This is a genomic window from Dyella jiangningensis (assembly GCF_003264855.1).
Lineage (GTDB): Bacteria > Pseudomonadota > Gammaproteobacteria > Xanthomonadales > Rhodanobacteraceae > Dyella > Dyella jiangningensis_C.
In genome coordinates this window covers 666,235-683,988 of the sequence record NZ_NFZS01000004.1, presented here as the reverse complement: position 1 = coordinate 683,988, position 17,754 = coordinate 666,235, and the positions used below count along the sequence as shown (strand labels likewise).

At 65.9% G+C, this 17,754-nt stretch carries 12 protein-coding genes; 10 read left to right on the top strand and 2 right to left on the bottom strand.

What is annotated here, in order from left to right:
* Positions 1-205: 205 nt before the first annotated feature.
* The gene (locus CA260_RS15725) at positions 206-3,022 is read right to left on the bottom strand and encodes a lamin tail domain-containing protein (protein ID WP_111983978.1); all 2,817 of its coding nucleotides are present in this window, start codon (positions 3,020-3,022) and stop codon (positions 206-208) included.
* 247 nt (positions 3,023-3,269) lie between these two features.
* Positions 3,270-4,766 carry an aminotransferase class III-fold pyridoxal phosphate-dependent enzyme gene (locus CA260_RS15720; protein ID WP_111983977.1) on the bottom strand — a complete coding sequence of 499 codons (1,497 nt, stop codon included), beginning with the start codon at positions 4,764-4,766 and terminating at the stop codon, positions 3,270-3,272.
* A 283-nt stretch (positions 4,767-5,049) separates the two neighbouring features.
* Between CA260_RS15720 and CA260_RS15715 the strand changes: the two genes are divergently transcribed.
* From CA260_RS15715 to yajC, 10 genes are all read left to right on the top strand, one after another.
* Positions 5,050-5,964, top strand: a complete 915-nt coding sequence (locus tag CA260_RS15715) for an ABC transporter ATP-binding protein (RefSeq protein WP_111983976.1) — start codon at positions 5,050-5,052, stop codon at positions 5,962-5,964.
* Positions 5,964-6,758, top strand: coding sequence for an ABC transporter permease (locus CA260_RS15710; protein WP_238149786.1), 795 nt, complete (start codon positions 5,964-5,966; stop codon positions 6,756-6,758). The genes CA260_RS15715 and CA260_RS15710 overlap by 1 nt, the downstream gene beginning before the upstream one ends.
* 44 nt (positions 6,759-6,802) lie before the next feature.
* Complete coding sequence (locus tag CA260_RS15705; protein WP_111983975.1) at positions 6,803-8,005, top strand: sensor histidine kinase; 1,203 nt, start codon at positions 6,803-6,805, stop codon at positions 8,003-8,005.
* Entirely contained in the window at positions 8,002-9,180 is a 1,179-nt protein-coding gene (locus CA260_RS15700; RefSeq protein ID WP_111983974.1) for a sensor histidine kinase, read from the top strand. Before CA260_RS15705 ends, CA260_RS15700 begins: the two co-directional genes overlap by 4 nt.
* Positions 9,177-9,779, top strand: a complete 603-nt coding sequence (locus CA260_RS15695; RefSeq protein WP_111983973.1) for a response regulator transcription factor — start codon at positions 9,177-9,179, stop codon at positions 9,777-9,779. The genes CA260_RS15700 and CA260_RS15695 overlap by 4 nt, the downstream gene beginning before the upstream one ends.
* 70 nt (positions 9,780-9,849) lie before the next feature.
* Complete coding sequence (locus CA260_RS15690; protein WP_238149785.1) at positions 9,850-11,076, top strand: DUF3142 domain-containing protein; 1,227 nt, start codon at positions 9,850-9,852, stop codon at positions 11,074-11,076.
* 101 nt (positions 11,077-11,177) lie between these two features.
* On the top strand, positions 11,178-13,553 hold the full coding sequence (locus CA260_RS15685; protein WP_111983971.1) for a hypothetical protein: 2,376 nt from the start codon (positions 11,178-11,180) through the stop codon (positions 13,551-13,553).
* A gap of 129 nt (positions 13,554-13,682) precedes the next feature.
* Positions 13,683-14,711: a tRNA preQ1(34) S-adenosylmethionine ribosyltransferase-isomerase QueA gene (gene queA / locus CA260_RS15680; RefSeq protein WP_111984421.1), complete on the top strand. Its 1,029-nt coding sequence runs from the start codon at positions 13,683-13,685 to the stop codon at positions 14,709-14,711.
* Between the two features lie 751 nt (positions 14,712-15,462).
* Positions 15,463-16,590 carry a tRNA guanosine(34) transglycosylase Tgt gene (gene tgt, locus CA260_RS15675; RefSeq protein ID WP_111983970.1) on the top strand — a complete coding sequence of 376 codons (1,128 nt, stop codon included), beginning with the start codon at positions 15,463-15,465 and terminating at the stop codon, positions 16,588-16,590.
* Positions 16,591-17,382: 792 nt separating this feature from the next.
* Positions 17,383-17,715: a preprotein translocase subunit YajC gene (gene yajC / locus CA260_RS15670; protein ID WP_038615786.1), complete on the top strand. Its 333-nt coding sequence runs from the start codon at positions 17,383-17,385 to the stop codon at positions 17,713-17,715.
* Positions 17,716-17,754 lie beyond the last annotated feature (39 nt).

Genomic DNA, 17,754 nt, shown 5'->3' with positions numbered 1-17,754 from the left:
TACCCTCCTGGATGACCGGCGAACGCCGGCGGCGCAAGTCTATGCCCGCCGACAGGCCGTAGGGGAGGGGACTCTCATCATTTTGCACATGCCGTTCAGCAACGCCGCAGATTGCGGACCGCGTGCGTTGCCCTCCGGTTCGGATGGCTCCAGATGAAAAGGCCACGCCCGTTGCCGGGCGTGGCCGTTTTTCATTGACGAACGATCAGTGGCCGCGGCCGTGGCCCTGGTCATCGTCGTGGCCGTTCGATCCCTGCGGGTCGGCATGCGGCGCGTGGCCCATGTCGCCCGGCCGGCCCGGCACGAACAGGTCGACCACGAAGCCGTCGTGATCGGACACGCCAATCGCCTTGCGATAGTCGGTGGCCGTGGCGGCATCCGCTTCGGTCTGCACCGGCGCATCGATGTCGGCGCGGCCGTACTGCATCTTCAGGAAGCGCAGGCGCGCGACCTGGTTCAGCAGTGCGTGATCGAGCACTTGCACGGTCGGCACCTCGCGCCCCGAGTTGCCCGAGCCTGCCTGGGTATAACCCTGGATCTGGCCGAACTTCTCGGTGAACAGGAACGAGTAGCGATCGTTCTGCGGCACCGATTCCACGGCGTTCCACAGGGCCGGATACACGATGTTCCTGCCCAGCTTCAGCAGGTTTTCGCTGTCCTTGTACTTGCCTGAGATCAGGCCCACCACATCGACCCAGCCGTCGCTGAACTGGTAGGCATTGAAGTCGCCGACCACGAGCAGCGGCTGCCAGGGCGCCGCGGTCTGCAGGCTCTGCACCTGACGGGCCAGCGAGGTCGACTGCAGGAAGCGTTTCTGACGATCGCGCGTGGCGCTGCTGTCATCCTTGTCGACATTGGTGCGTGCCTTCGGATGCACCGAGATCACCTGGAAGCGGACACCACGCGCCTCGGCGGTGAGCAGCAACGGCGGGTGGTCGTGGACGAACGCGGTCTGGCCGTTGTCGTTCCACGTTTCGTCGGCGGCCAATTGCTGCACGGACACCACATGCACGCGATCGCTGCGCACCAGGAAACCCACGTTGATGCCGCTGGGATCGTGGCCCGGCAACAGATAGGGCTGGTAGTTGGCGCGATAGTCGTCGTGAAGCTGCGTCGCCAAGCCCTGCAGCAAGGCCACGCTCTTCACCTCCTCGACCGACAGCACATCGGGCAGTTGCAGCACGCTGCCGATATAGGCCGACAGGCGCTGAGTCTTCAATGCCACTTCGTCCGCCGTCGGTTCCTTGCTGTTGCCGCTGCAGGTGAAGGTGGTGTTGAAGTCGCTGTCGCAGAACCGCTCGGTGTTGAGCGCACCGATGCGCAGTGCGTAGGGTGCGGTGGGCGAAACCGGGCGCGGCATTTCCGCCACGTGCTTGAGCGTGATGGTGGTCGGGATGAATGTGTAGGCGCCGAAGTCGTAGGAGATGATGCCTTCGGCGCGGAACGTGCTGCCCGCCACATACGGCGTGTTGAGCGGCACGGCACCGAAGTCCGCCGTGTTCATCTTGAACACTTCCGGGTTGCCGCTCCAGTTGGGCAGCTGCACGCCATCGGGCACCGGCACGCCGAAGCGCACGCCGGGCAGGCGCAGCGAGCGCTTGCCGTTCGCCGTGATGCTCACTTCGGCAAACGGCTCGCCGCTGAAGCGCTTGTTGCCGGTGTTGATCATGCCGTTCTCGATCACCACGCGCATGCCGACGAAGCACTGGAAGTTGGTGGCGCCGCACGACAGCTTGTTCGGGTCGGAAGACGGGATGTTCTCGTCGAACTTCACCGCGGCCGGCAGGCGTGCACCGTGCGAGGTCACCGCAACGGTGGCGTTCTTCAGCTCGGTGAGCTGGTAGTAGTTGTCGACGGTGGCGTCGACATTCACCACGTCGCCCACTGCCACGGCTGGTGCCGTCGAGGTGAACACGTAGATGCCATTGGAGGTCAGCGGATCGGCATCGGCGCGGGCATCCGGCGTTTGCATGGTGAATCCGCTCGGGCCCACTGCGGTGACGATGTTGCCGGTGGTGGTCACCGACTTGCCGACCAGCAGCGACACCTGGTCACGACCCTGGATCTGCCAGATCTCGGCGGGGACCGGGATGTCGTACAGGATCGCGCCCATCGCCGTGTCGCGCGCGAGCGGAACGTTGCCGCTGGGCTGGCTCAGTTTGACCTCGAAGGCCTTGTCTTCGCTGGCCGTGGTGCGGCCGTGCACGACGACGTTGAAGCCGGCCTGCGTCTGGCCTTCCGCGATGCTCAGCGTGGTTTCGAGCGCCTCGTAATCGCCATTGGCGACCGTAGCGGTGCCATCCTGCGTGGCGGCATGCACGGTCACGCCGCCGCTCGGTGCCGGCTGGGTGAGCGTCACCGTGAAGTGCATGTTGACGTTGGCAGCGCCGCGAACAGTGGCGCTGGCATCGGCGATGGACAGCGACTGCCCCAGAACGACACACGAGCTGGCGCTGTTGTGCGGTGCCGTGGGCGCCACGACATCGAAGTCGGCCTGGTTGTCGCCGGTGTTGATCGGCAGCCCGGCGGTGTCCGTCTTGCGGCGATAGCCCTTGTCGGCGTTGGTGCTGCCCAGCGAAGCCAATGGCGTGCCGGCCTTGTAGGCCGAGCCGGCAGAGAGGCCGACCTGGTCCAGCATCTGGCCGGAGCCATCGAGCAACGCAAGGCCGCCGTCATCGGTGACGCCGGTGCTGTACTTGGCGTCGCCTGCAACGCTGCCGGAGTAGCCGCCGCTGGCGCTGTTGGTCAGCAGCAGGTAACAGCCGGCAGGAATGGAGGTACCGGCGGGCAGGGTCAGGCGCGTGCCGGTGGTGCCGCTCGCATTGGAAGCGTTGAGCTTGTAACCGGACAGGTCGAGCGCCTTGCTGCCGCCGTTGAACAGCTCGACGAATTCGTCGTTGCCGCCAGCGGGCCCACGGACTCGAAACTGGCTGATGCCGAGGTCGGCCGCTTGAGCGACGCCGATCGACAGAATGACTAGCAGCGCGGCCCAGGGCGCGCGCCGAACATACCTTGGTTTCATGGACCACTCCCTATCCGGGTCCGCGGTGGACCCATCAGGGTGAGGCTAATCAGCCATTGCGACAGTTTTGCGAAGGATTTTGCGCGGCCGTTCGAATTTGCGAAGCAGCCTACGTTTTTGCTGCGGACGCAAACTAAGGTTCAATGGATCGCAGAGAGCAGGCAAGAGAAAGGGCGCAGGTCATGCGCCCCTCCTGTCGATCATGTGGGCGTCGCTGCCACGCATGGCAACAACGTCTTCGCTCCGATCAGGCCGCTTCGGCCTTGAGCTTGCGCGGACCGTTGAGCAGCGCCTGGCGCACGTGCGACACCACCAGGTCCACCTCATCGCTGCTCACCAGGAAGTGCGGCGTGAAGCGGAGCGAGTTGGTGCCGCCATGGATTACGCCCACGCCACGCTCGCGCATGTACTCCTCGATGGAGTTCGCGCCGTAGCACTTGAACTCCGGCGCGAGTTCGCACGAGAACAACAGGCCGGTACCCTGCACCTTGGTGATCAGTCCGCCCAGCTCGTTCTTCAGCACGTTGAGCTTGTCGACGAATTCCTTGCCGCGCTCGCGGATGTTGTTGCGCACCTCGTCGGTGAGCTCGTTGAGCGTGGCCAGGGCCACGTCCAGCGCACGCGGGTTGGCCGTCATGGTGTTGCCGTAGATGCCCTTGCGATAGAGCCCTGCGGTGCGCTCGCTCACGGCGAGCACCGACAGCGGATACTGGCCCGCGTTGAGCGCTTTGGAGAAGGTCTCCATGTCCGGCGGCGCCAGCTTCTCGAAGCCGGGATAGTCGGTGACCGACAGCACGCCATGCGCGCGCAGGCCAGCCTGGATCGAATCCACCATCAGCAAAGTGCCGTGCGCTTCGGTGAGCGCGCGTGCCTTCTGGTAGAACTCCGGCGTCACCGCGCGACCCGGATCGCCTTCGCCCATCACGGGTTCGAGGAACATCGCCTCGATGAACCAGCCATGCTTCTCCGCGTCGGCAAACACCGCTTCCAGCTGCGCCACGTCGTAGGGCTGCACGGTAAGCAGCGTGTCCTCATGGCGATAGCTCGCCAGATGCTGCAGGTAGGTCTTGCGCGTGGAGTCGGAATACAGCGCGGGGCGATCGGTGCGGCCGTGGAACGCACCTTTCACCGCGACGCGCTTGATGGTGCGGCCGGCGTGGCGCGCACCCGCGTCGGTCATCAGCTTGGCGTTGACGTCGGCGATGCGGCAGGCAAGGCCCACGGCTTCGGAACCGGAGTTGAGGCACAGATAGCGCGCATACGGATTGCTGCCGCGGTGGATGCCCAGCTCGCGATCCATCGCCTGCGTGAACCGCATCTGCGAAATGCTCGGCGTCATCACGTTGGCCATCACCTGCGGACGCGCCAGCGCGGCGTCGATGGCCGCATGGTTGTGACCGAAGCCCAGCATGCCGTAGCCGCCGTTGTCGTGGATCACCGCGCCCTTGAAGCTCACGACCCACGGGCCGCGCGCCGCTGCCGGCAGGTACGGATTGATGGCGTCGTCCGGATAGAAATTGACGAATTCCGTCTGCGCCTTCGTCAACTGCTCGCTTTCGTCGAGCTTGAGGAAGTCGCCCAGTTCGCTGCGCAGCTCGCGATGGCGCGCGACGGCTTCGCCGATCGCCTGCGCCAGCTCAGGATGGCTGGCCGCGAAACGCTCGATGGTGGCGTCGTCGAGTCCGGTGGTCAGCGGAGCACCGCCGAATTCGCGCAGTTCGCGCAACTGTTGAATCACGCCCATGGGTTCCTCCTTCAAGGTCGACTGGCCTGCCTCCCAGTGGCGGGCGCGCCGACGTTTCAACGAATGCAGGGTGGAAACGCATGGTCGACCCGCGTTTCCCGGCCTGTGGGGGCCATGTCGCACTGCGATCCGCCGCGGATGTGCAATGCAACGACCACCCGAGCATAGCGCGGCGGTTTCGCGGCCGGTACCCCGGGTGACGGCTGTCACCCGCGTCTGCTGACGCCGGCGACTGCCGGCAAACCCTTGCGGTGCCTAGCATGGCGAGCAAGGAGGAGGAGCCATGGAACAAGCAGTCGCGGAGGTCGCCAGCCTGGCTGGCGCAGTGAAACGTTATGGTGATTTAACGGCCCTCGACGGCCTTGATCTCATGCTGCAGCGCGGCGAACTGCTGGCGCTGCTGGGCCCCAATGGCGCCGGCAAAAGCACGGCCATCAGCTTGTTGCTGGGGCTGGTGCGCGCCGATGCTGGTCGGGTGCAGCTGTTCGGGAAGGATCCACAGGACATCGATGCGCGCCGCCGGATAGGTGTAATGCTGCAATCGGCCGTATTGCCGCCGACGCTCAGCGTGGCGGAGTTGCTGCGCCTCACCATGAGCTACTACCCGGCGCCGCGCACGCTGGCTGAAACGGCCGAGCTGGCGGGTATCGGCGATCTGCTGGCGCGGCGCTATGCCGGACTGTCCGGTGGTCAGCAGCGACGCGTGCAGTTCGCCCTGGCCTTGTGCGGCCGGCCCGAGTTGCTGTTCCTCGACGAGCCCACGGTCGGCATGGATATCGAGGCGCGCCAGAAACTGTGGGCGGCGATCCGCCAACTGGTGGCCGAGGGCTGCGCCATCGTGCTCACCACGCACTACCTGGAAGAAGCCGAAGCGCTGGCGCAACGCGTGGTGGTACTCGCCAAGGGGCGGGTGCTGAGCGACGGAAGCGTGCAGGCGTTGCGCGCCCGCGTGGCGCGGGCTCGCATTCGCTGCCTCAGCGATCTCGATGCGCATGCCATTGCCCAGTGGTCGCATGTGACGTCGGCGACGCGCGAGGGGGCGCGATTGGCCATCCAAACCGATGCCGCCGAGCACGTGGTGCGGCGGCTGCTCGATGCGGACCCGGCGCTGAGCGAACTCGAAGTCTTGCGTGCGGGGCTGGCCGAAGCGTTCACCGAGCTCACCCGCGAAACGTCCACGGAACAGGAGGCTGCGTAATGCCATCGATCGATCTGGCCCTTGCTGCCGCACCGACGCACCAGGCCATGCCCTTGCGCCGCGTGCTTGGCGCCTACCTCGCCGAAATGCGCAGCGAATGCCTGCGCTACCTGCGCGCTCCCAGCTTCCTGCTGCCGGTGATGTTGTTCCCGACGATGTTCTACCTGTTGTTCGGCATCGTGATGAATCACTCGGCGGACCATCACGCACTGACCTACCTGCTGGCGAGCTATGGCGTATTCGGCGTGATGAGTCCGGGCCTGTTCGGCTTTGGTGTCTCGCTGGCGATGGAGCGCGACAACGGCCTGCTGACGCTCAAGCGTGCCTTGCCGATGCCGCCGGGTGCCTATCTGCTGGGCAAGATGCTGATGGCGATGCTGGCGGCCGGCGTGGTCATCGTGTTGTTGCTCCCGCTGGCGCTCGGCCTGGGGCATGTGCAGCTCGCCGCCGGCCAGGCGGGGCTGCTGTTGCTCACCGGCATGCTGGGCGTGTTGCCGTTCTGCGCGATGGGCATGTTCGTCGGCACGCTGGTGAAAGGGCAGGGCGCCCCTGGCGTGCTCAACCTGATCTATCTGCCGATGTCCTTCATGTCCGGCCTGTGGATTCCGCTGTCGATGCTGCCGTCCGCGCTGCAGCGCCTGTCGCCGTTCTGGCCGAGCACCCATCTGCACCGGATCGCGCTGCAGGCGGTAGGACTGGAGCAGGGGCCGGCGTGGCCGCACGTGCTGGTCTTGCTCGCCTTCGGCGTGGGTTTCTCCCTGCTGGCGGCTCGACGCCTGCGTCGCATCGGTTGAAGTACGATGCACGTCGCTGATCAACCCATGGGGAGGTGGGAACGATGCGCCAACTGATACGTGCATGGTTCACCCCTGCGCCCGATTCGCTGGCGGCGCACAGCGCACGCAAGGGCAAGTCGCCCTGGATCGATGCGGTGCACCTGCTGTGGTCGATCTGGGTATTCATCACGCCGGTGTTCGATCGCTTCACCCTGCGCTGGGTGCTGCTCACGGCGATCAGCTATCCGATCTTTCTCACGTTGTATGCGCTCTGCTGCGTGACGTCGCGGCGTGTCTCCTACCGCTATTCGCTGCTGCTGGTGTTGATGGCGTACCTGCTGATGCCCTGGTACCCCAGCGGGCTCACCTATTTCATGTATGGCTGCGTGATGCTGTGCACACGTCGCATGAGCCTGCGTGCGTATATGGGCGTGCTGGCGGCGCTCAACAGCGTGGTGCTGGTGGAGGCATGGCTGCTGCACTATCCGTGGCAGGCGGTGATCTGGATGCCGCTGTGCAGCTTCATCGTCGGCATCGCCGTCAACGCGGAGCGGATGAGCGAAGAGAAGGATGTCGAGCTGCGGTTGTCGCACGATGAGGTCCGCCGACTCGCCGCCACCGCGGAACGCGAGCGCATCGGTCGCGACCTGCACGACCTGCTGGGCCACACGCTGTCGCTCATCACACTGAAGCTCGAACTGTCGCGCAAGCTGTTCGATCGCGACAGCGAGGCCGCGCGGCGCGAGCTGGAGGAAGCCGAGCGTGTGGCCCGCCATGCCTTGGCCGAGGTTCGCGCCGCCGTCACCGGCATTCGCGCCACCGACCTCGCCGCGGAGCTGGCGGCAGCGAAGCTGTTGCTTGAATCTTCCGACGTGATGCTGGAGTACGGTGAACTGCCGGATTCGCTGCCGGTGCAGATCGAACGCTGCCTCGCATTGGTACTGCGCGAAGCGGTGACCAATATCGCGCGGCATGCCCGGGCCAACCGCGCCAGCGTGGCGCTGAAGATCGTCGGCGACACGTTGCAGCTGCGCGTGGAAGACAACGGGCGCGGCGGTATCGGCGAGCATGGCAATGGACTGTGCGGCATGCGCGAGCGCGTGCATGCGCTGGGCGGCGTGCTTGAGGTCGAGTCGCCATCGGGACAGGGCACGCGTCTGCGTATCAACGTGCCGCTGCGCGTCCGCAGCCGACTGTTCGAGCTGCCCGACGCCACCGCTCCAACGGCGGGTGAGTGGCCGGCGAGGGAGCGCCAGGCCACATGAAGCTCTGGCCTCGCACGCGACCGGATTCCCTGCTCGGCCAGCTGCGCTCCCCACCCTATCTGCGCTGGGAAGCCGCGGCCGGCAAGCTGTGGATGGTGGCCCTGGTGTTGGGTCCGCTGGCGGACAAGCAGGCCGTCTGGACGCGGTGGCTGCCCATCACCCTGTTGTCGGCGCCGCTGTACCTCTACCTGCACGGCATGATCTATCGCGGACCTTATCGCTACCTGCCGTGGTACGCCGCCGGCATGGTGGCGATCGGACTGATCGCTTGGCCTTTCAACGGCGTGGCGCTGGGCTACGTGGTGTCGGCCATCATGTGCCTGGCGTACCTGCCCACGATCCGCCAATGGTTGGCTACGGTGGCGCTGCTGTACGTGCCGGTGGCGCTGGTGTCGATGCGCATGCATGTATCGCCGTGGCTGATGATCCTCGTGCTGTTTGCCTCTCTGCTGTCCGGCGCGGGCCATTTCCTGCGCATGAGCAACCTGCGCAAGGAATCGCAGCTGCGTCTTTCCCAGGATGAAGTGCGGCGCCTGGCTACCCTGGCCGAACGCGAGCGCATCGGCCGCGACCTGCATGATCTCCTCGGCCATACGCTTTCCCTGGTTGCATTGAAATCCGAGCTCGCGCGAAAACTCGCGCAGGTCGATCCGCCGCGTGCACAACGCGAGATGGAAGAAGTGGAGCGGGTCGCGCGTCACGCCTTGGGCGAAGTACGCGCCGCCGTCACCGGCATGCGCCGCAGCGATATCGCCGCGGAACTTGTCTCCGCGCGCCTGATGCTCGAGGCGTCGGGCCTGGTGTTCGAAGGCGAATGGCCCGAAGGCATCGAACTGCCGCCGGCGCTTGAGGCGCCCTTGGCGCTGGTGCTGCGAGAAGCCATCACCAACATCCATCGCCATGCGCGCGCCAGGGTGGCAAGCGTGCGGTTCCAGTTCGAGGCGGGGAGATTCCAGATGTGCATCAGCGACAACGGTTGCGGTGGCCTTGCGGCCCACGGCAACGGTGTCAGCGGCATGCGTGAACGCATCCGCGCGCTTGGTGGCAGCCTGCAGATCGACTCGCCCGCACGCAAGGGCACCACGCTGAAAGTGATGGTGCCACTCTCGACCCAGGTTGCTGCAACGGAAGACCACCGCATGTTGCAGGCCGTCACCACAGGAAAGGTTGCATGATCCGTGTATTGCTGGCCGAAGATCAGGCCATGGTGCGTGGCGCGTTGTCGGCGCTGCTCAATCTCGAATCGGATATCGAAGTGCTCGGCTCGGCCGCCGACGGCGAGGCGGCATGGCGCGAGCTGCAGCGGCTCAAGCCCGACGTGTTGGTGACCGACATCGAGATGCCCGGCCTGACCGGGTTGGAACTCGCGCAACGCATCCAGCGCCACGAGATGCCGGTGAAGACGATCATCGTCACTACCTTCGCGCGACCGGGCTTCCTGCGCCGCGCGCTGGACGCCGGCGTTTCCGGCTATCTGCTGAAGGATGCGCCGGCGGAGAATCTCGCCGAGGCGCTTCGCATGGTCCATCGCGGCGGCCGCGCCATCGATCCGCAACTGGCGCTCGAGGCCTGGTCCGAAGCCGATCCGCTCAACGACCGCGAGCGCCAGGTACTGCGCCTTGCGGGCGAAGGACAATCGGCCAGCGATATCGCCAGCCAGCTCAACCTCTCGCATGGCACGGTGCGCAACTACCTCTCCGAAGCCATCGGCAAGCTCGGTGCCGCCAATCGCATCGAGGCGTATCGATTGGCGAGGCAGAAAGGTTGGCTTTGAGCGTTGCCGGGCGGTAGCCGCGCGCCGTCCGATGGAGTGCAATAGGCGTTCGTCATTCCGGAATTGCCGCGTGCCGCCTTCGTCGAATGTCTTGCTTCGCCTGTTGTCCTGCTTGGCGCTGGGGTTGTTCGTGCTTGCGACGGCAGCGTGTTCCGGGCGGCCCGTAGCGCTCGGCAACGAAGCGTACATATGGCAACGCCAGTGGACGCCGGCACTCGGCGATGCAGTGCGCACCAGCAGCGACGTGGTGCAGGGCTGGCGCGTGCTGGCCGCGGAACTGGACGGCCGCGGGCAATGGCATCTCGTCGAGCCCGACGCGGCGGTGCTGCTCGCCACCGGCAAGCCGGTAACGGTGGTGGTGCGCATCGAAGGCCAGTTGGCGCAGTGGGATGCGGCCGACGTGATCGATCACATCCAATCCGTGCTGGCGCAATGGCGCGGCCGCGGGCTGCGCATAGCCGGCGTGGAAATCGATCACGACTGCGCCACCTCACGACTGCCGGTGTACGCGCGTTTCCTGTCGCTGCTTCGCACTTCGCTGGGCGAACCGCTGCGTCTTTCCATCACGGTGTTGCCCACCTGGCTCGACAGCGCCAGCCTCGATGCGCTGCTGGCCAGGGTGGATGAATCGGTATTGCAGGTGCACGCGGTGCAATCGCCGCGTGCCGGTCTGTTCGATCCACGCCAGGCGCATGCCTGGATGGATGCATTTGCGCGCCACGCACGCGGCCCATGGCGCGTGGCCCTGCCGGCCTATGGCACGCGCGTGAGCTGGGATGGTCAGGGTCGCGTGGCGTCCATCGAAAGCGAGCGGCCGACGCTGGTGGCGGGCGACGAAGCCAGCGAGCTGTTCGCCGATCCGCTGGCCATGCAGGGCTTCGTCAGCGCGCTGGAGGCGGATGCGCCGCAGCGGCTGGCAGGCATCGTGTGGTTTCGCGTGCCGACCGAAGACGACGCACGCGCCTGGAGCCTGGCCACGTGGCGTGCCGTGCTGTCGCGGCAGCCGCTCGTGGTATCGCTGCTGGCACAGGTGCGTTCGGCGCCCGACATCGCGTTGCGCGACCTGGTGCTGATCAACGCCGGCAATGCCGACCTGCCGTTGCCCTCGCTGCTGCGCCTGGACGCCACCTGTGGCAACGCCGACGGCATTCACGGTTACGCGCTGCAACGCACGCCACACGGCTTGTTCCTGCAGCGCGCTCAGCGAGGCGTGTTGCGTGCCGGGCGGCAACTGTCCGTCGGCTGGTTGCGTTGCGATGGGGGTGCGGCATTGCGAGTGGAGAGCAGCGAACCCTAGCCGCGCCGCGAGTGAGGCCTCGCGCCGCGCGCAGCGGGTTCGCCGGTATCGCATACTTGCAGCGCCGGACGCGGAGCGTCCGCAGCCTCCACAGGAATCACATGCACAAGCGCTCATGGATCGTCGCTTCCCTGGTTGCCGGCCTCGCCGGTGCCGTCGCCTGGGCCTGCGGCCCGATGTTCCCCAACCAGTTGCTGGATCATCGCGCAGCCACGCTCAAATCCACGCCCCAAAACAGTTTCGCCTTCGAGGCGATGCATCTGCTGGAACCCACCGACAAGCTGCAGCCCGATCCCACGCAGCCCATCGAAGGCGCGGATCGCGACGCGCAGGCCGGGTTGCTCGGGCTCACGTCCGCACAGGCTGACGAGGTCGCGGCCTTGCGGCAGGGCGAAGACGCCGCCGCGGCGTTCGAGCAAGGCAAGGATCTGCCTGCCGACCTCCGTGCCTATACCGCCGGCGCCATGGCGTTCGCCAAGGGCGACATGGACACGGCCGGAGACTATTTCGGCCGGGTGCTGGCGCTGCCCGAGGAGCAGGCCAGGTTGCGCTCCGTGTGGGCCGCCTACATGCTCGGCCGCATCCATGCTGGAAAGGCGCAGGCCGCCGCCGAGGATGACACTGCGTTCCGGCGCGAGCGGGATGCGGCGGCCAAGTCATTCCAGCTGGCACGCAACCGGGCCGTTGCCGGCGCGTCCGACACCCAGGCGCTGGCCGTCGCCAGCTTCGGCGAGGAAGCGCGTCTGTATCTCTACAGCCACGGCACACAGTGCAGCTGGGGCAACCTCTACGACGACGCGAACCACTGCGGCGACGGTATTTCAGCGGTTGACCTCAAGCGCGCCATCACGCTCTATGCCGCGCAGGCCGGCCACGGATCGGACAGCGGCGTGCAGTCGCTGGTGGCCATCGCCGGCAGCGTGATGGGCAATCCCTCGCAGATGGCGGCGGTGCTGGACAACCCGGTGGTCCAGCGTTTGCTGGTGACCTACGCATTGGCGCGCATGGGCAGCGGCAGCATCGACGAGGCGAGCGGCGCCGATACCAGCAAGCCCGATCCGCGATTGCTCGCGCTGGTGGAAGCAGTGGAGCAACGCGGGCTCGACCAGGTGATCGGCCTTGACCGACTCGCCGCGCTCGCCTACCAGACCGGGCGCTACGACGTGGCGGCGCGCCTGGTGGACAAATCCGCCGGGCCGCTGGCCGACTGGGTGCGGGCAAAGTTGGCCTTGCAGAAGGGCGACCTGGCGGCGGCCAGCGCAGCCTATGCCGCTGCGGCCAAGGCATTTCCTAAAACCGGGCAAGCACAGCCTGCGCTGGAGCCGGCGAACGTCAACTTGCTGATCGGCGAGCGCGGCGTGTTGTCGCTCGCGCGCGGTGAGTACGTCGAAGCGCTGGGCCATCTCTACGATGCCGCTCTGAGCGCGGGCGGCGACGGCAACCTCTACGACCAGGACGGGGAGACCGCGGGCTATGGTTACGGCAACGATGCCGCGTACCTCGCCGAGCGCGTGCTCACCGTGGATGAACTCAAGGCCTTCGTCGATGCCCGCGCGCCGGCGACGCCCGTGCCGCCGAAGAAGGCCGGCACCAACGACTGCTGCGAGGCGCGCCCACTGGGCGACAACCTGCGTTGGCTGCTCGCGCGCCGGCTGATGCGAGCGGGGCGCTATGACGAAGCGCAGGCTTATTTTCCTGCCGACGATGACCCGCGCTTCAGCAGCTACGACAACGACGGCAAGACGCACCCGTTGAGCCTGCGCCGCCAGGCGCGCGCCTACGTGCAGGCCATGCACGACAGTGAACATGCGTGGACCGACATCGGCAAGGCGCAGGCGCTGTATGCCGCGGCGGTAATCGCGCGCGAGCAGGGCATGGAGATCCTCGGTTTCGAGCAAGGCCCCGACTACAACGACAACGGCGGCAGCTTCCAGGGCGGCAGCGGACAGGATCGCAAGTCGCTGGAGCAGGCCTTCGTCACCGACGGCGAGCGCCAGCGCTACGCCGATAGCGAAGCCAAGCCTGATCGCCGCTTCCACTACCGTTACGTCGCCGCCGACGAGGCGTCGCATGCCGCCGACCTGCTGCCGCCACGCTCACAGGCGTTCGCCGCCGTGCTTTGCAAGGCCACGGGCTGGATGCTGGAAGGCCCGCCGGACTATGAGGACAACTATGCGTTCTACGGCGACCCCACTCCGGCTCAGCCGTCTGAACGCATGCGCCGCGCCACCGTGCTCTACCAACGCTATGTCAAGCAAGGCCCCTACGTGGACTGGGCCGAGGATTTTGGCCGCAACTGCGAGGAGCCCGACTTCGACCGCGCACGCACGCTCAAGCGCGCGCAACAGGTGGCCGCGGTCAAGCATGCGATACGGCGCTACTTCCCCTATGAGGTGGGCGCCCTGGTGCTCGTGGTGGCGGGTTTCGCCTTGTGGTTGTGGCGCCGTCGTCGCCGGAGGGGTAGTGAAGCGGCGTGATTCGATGCCCCACGGCACGCATTGCGCACGCGCTGAAGGTCGTTCTCCGGGAAGTCGCCCTCGGACGGCTTCCCGGCCCTGGCGGACGCTTTGCGCGATAATGGCGCATTCGACGCCATTGTTCCCGCCGTGAAGAAGACCGATTTCGACTTTGAACTTCCGCCCGAATTGATCGCCCAGGCGCCGCTGGCCGAGCGCTCGGCCAGCCGCTTGCTGGTGCTCGATGTGGAAGCGCAGGCCCGCCAGGACCGCATGTTCCGCGATCTGCCGGATTTCCTGCGCAAGGGCGATTTGCTCGTGTTCAACGACACGCGCGTGCTGCCGGCTCGACTCTACGGACGCAAGGATACGGGTGGACAGGTCGAGATCCTGATCGAGCGCGTCACCGGTGCCCACGAGGCGACGGTCCAGCTCGGCGTGAGCAAGAAGCCGAAGGAGGGTGGTCGCATCGAGCTGGCCGATGGCAGCCACGCGGTGGTGCTGGGGCGCGATGGGCCGTTCTTCCGCTTGCGTTTCGAATCCACCGATCCGCTGGAGCGCTTGCTGCTGCGTCTGGGCGAGATGCCATTGCCGCCCTACATCACGCGTCATGCCGACCAGGGCGACATGGAGCGCTATCAGACGGTGTTCGCGCGTGAGCCCGGTGCCGTCGCGGCGCCGACGGCTGGCCTGCATTTCGACGAGACGACGTTGGCGACGCTGCGCGAGCGTGGCGTGCAGTTCGGTTACGTGACCTTGCATGTCGGTGCGGGTACGTTCCAGCCCGTGCGTGCCGATGACATCAAGGATCACCAGATGCATCGCGAGTGGCTCAATGTCGGCGCGAGCCTGGTGGAGCAGATCCGCCGTACGCGCGCAGCCGGCGGTCGCGTGATCGCCGTGGGTACGACGGTGGTGCGTGCGCTGGAGAGTGCGGTGCGTGATGGCGAACTGCAGCCGTTTGCCGGCGAGACGCAGATCTTCATCTTCCCGGGCTACAGGTTCAGCAGCATCGACGGGCTGCTGACCAATTTCCATCTGCCGCAATCGACGTTGTTGATGCTCGTGTCGGCATTGGCGGGCAGGGATTTCATGCTGGCTTCGTATCGGCATGCGGTTGAGCAGAAGTACCGCTTTTTCTCGTATGGCGATGCGATGTTGATCCTGCCGAAGGGCTGAGGCGAACCTCACCGTGTTTCTGTAGGAGCGCACCCTGCGCGCGATAGCCCTTCGCGTCTGTCTTCATTCCTCGTCGTCCCGGCGTAGGCCGGGACCCAGCAGCGACAGTCTTCGGTTGTCGCGATATCACCAGATTGCTCGCCTGCAGCGGGCTTCCGGACCGCTGCCGCGGCCCGGGTCACTTCTCTTTGCGTGGCCACGCACGCGCAGGAGCGCGTGCGAACGGCGAAGCCGGCCCGCACGCGGGGAGGCGCCATGGATGGCGCCTGCTTTGAGGAGCGAGGAAGGGCGGAGGGCAGGACGCCCGGAGTAAAGAGAAGTAACCACAGTAAAGGTGGCAATGCCAAGAGAAAGGCCACCCCGATGCCGCGCCCCTGCGGGGTCGCAGGCGGGAGGCGGGGTGGATCGACAGGGCATCCTGCCCTGACGATCCACTGGCCGGCGTCCATGCCGGCCACCCTGCGGGCTGCTCCGCCTCCCCGCCTGCTCGCGGCATAGGGGATTGACCGTCAAAGGCCGGAGCTGAAAGAGCGGGGCTTCTCCCTGTAGGAGCGCACCCAGTGCGCGACCGCAGCGTATCTATTGCCATTGCGGTCGCGCACTGGGTGCGCTCCTACAGGAGAGCGCGGACGAAGCAATGAGCGGTGAGGCCAGATTCAACCCTCTCCCCAGAGGGAAGAATGAGCACGCTGAGTGCCGCCCGCCACAGCGTCAAAAAGCACCCAACCCCAGAAAACGCGATAATCCCCCGATGACTTCCCTGACTTTCGAACTCCAGGCCACCGACGGCGCGGCCCGTCGTGGCCGTCTCATGTTTGACCGCGGCACGGTGGAAACGCCCGCGTTCATGCCCGTGGGCACCTATGGCTCGGTGAAGGCGATGACCCCGCGGGACATCCGCGAGATCGGCGCCGAGATCATTTTGGGCAACACTTTCCATCTGTTCCTGCGGCCCGGCCTGGAGGTGGTGGAGCAGTTCGGTGGGCTGCACAAGTTCATCGGCTGGGACAAGCCGATCCTCACCGATTCCGGCGGTTTCCAGGTGTTCTCGCTGGCGCACAAGCGCAAGATCACCGAAGAGGGTGTGGCGTTCGCATCGCCCGTCGATGGTTCGAAGGTGTTCCTGTCGCCGGAGGAATCGATGCGCATCCAGAAGGTGCTCGACTCGGACATCGCGATGATCTTCGACGAGTGCACGCCGTACCCGGCCACTGAAAAGGTCGCCTCCACCTCGATGGAGTTGAGCCTGCGTTGGGCCGAGCGTTCACGCCGTGCCTTCGACGACCTGAAGAATCCCAATGCGCTGTTCGGCATCGTGCAGGGCAGTGTGTACGAGAACCTGCGCCGTCGCTCGGCGGAAGGCCTGGTCAACATCGGTTTCGACGGCTATGCCGTGGGTGGCCTCGCCGTGGGCGAGCCGGAAGCCGAGCGCAACCACACGCTGGATTTCACCGTGCCGCTGCTGCCCGCCGACAAGCCGCGCTACCTGATGGGCGTGGGCAGGCCGGAGGACATCGTGGAGGCCGTGCGCCGCGGCATCGACATGTTCGACTGCGTGATGCCCACGCGCAACGCACGCAACGGCTTCCTGTTCACCGCCGAGGGCACGCTGCGCATCCGCAATGCGAAGTTCGCGCTGGATACCCGGGTGATCGAGGAAGGTTGTGACTGCTATGCGTGCAGCAACGGCTTCAGCCGCGCCTACCTGCGGCATCTGGATCGCTGCAACGAGATCCTCGGCAGCCAGCTCGCCACCATGCATAACCTGCGTCACTACCAGCGGCTGATGGCGGGCCTGCGTGAGGCGATCGCCGCAGGCAAGCTGGATGATTTCGTGGCGGAGTTCTATGCGCGCAGGCAGGGTGGTCTAGCGGCTTAACGGCGCTTTGGCAGCCAGCCCCGGTTCTGCAAGGTGCCACCCTCTCCCCACGGCGCCCGAAGGTAGTCCTGGTGGGAGAGGGGAGAGGGGTGCAGTGCTTGCGCAACCTTTCACCTTTCGCTCCGTTCGCACCCTCATCCGCCTGCCGGCACCTTCTCCCAAGGGGAGAAGGATTCACGCGTGAAGGGATTGGGATGCTTCCAAAACCGCAGTTACTACATCGCAGATAGCTCAGTCCATCTCCCTACGGGAGAGGGGAGGGGCGTGTGGGTACGGGGCTTGCGTAGCCTTCACCTTTCGCTCCACTCAAATCCTCATCCGCCTGCGATCGAACGAGTCCCGTGGGACCGGCACCTTCTTCCAAGGGGAGAAGGGCTCACGCGTGAAAAGGTTGGTGTGCTTTGTAAGCGCCAGTCACGACATTGCAGCCGCTTTAGCCCCTCTCCCAATGGGAGAGGGGTTGGGGAGAGGGTGCGGGGCCCGCGTAGCCTTTCACCTCTCGCTCCGACCGAACCCTCACCGCCTGCGATCGAAGGAGTCCCGTGGGAGCGGTACCTTCTTCCAAGGGGAGAAGGGAACGCTTCGTTGAGCCGATGGAAAGAAGCGGGGCCCGGGAACCATCACGATCCCGCGCCGGTCTTGCCCTTGGAATCTGTCTTCCCCGCCGCCAGAACCCTCGACGGGCGGGCCTTGTGACGCATGCAGGGCCCGGGGGCGCGTGGCATAATCCACGATCTTTTATCAGGTTCCAGCGGAAATCCCTGTTGGAACCATAACTTGCGAGACAAGCTGATGACTTTTCCGACGTCCTTCGTGATCGCCCAGGCCGCTCCGGCTGCCGGCGCACCGAACCCGATCATGACGTTCCTGCCGTTGATCCTGCTGTTCGTGGTCTTCTATTTCCTGATGATCCGCCCGCAGATGAAGCGCCAGAAGGAGCACCGCAACATGGTCGCCGCGCTGTCCAAGGGCGACGAAGTGGTCACCAACGGCGGCATCGCCGGCAAGGTGGACGAAGTGGGCGAGAGCTTCATCACGGTCGAGATCGCACCGAACGTGAAGATCAAGCTGCAGAAGGGCGCCGTGCAGCAGGTGCTGCCCAAGGGCACGCTGAAGTCGTCCTGAGGGCGGCTTGCCGGAGTGGAGGGGCTCCGGCTTCAACGA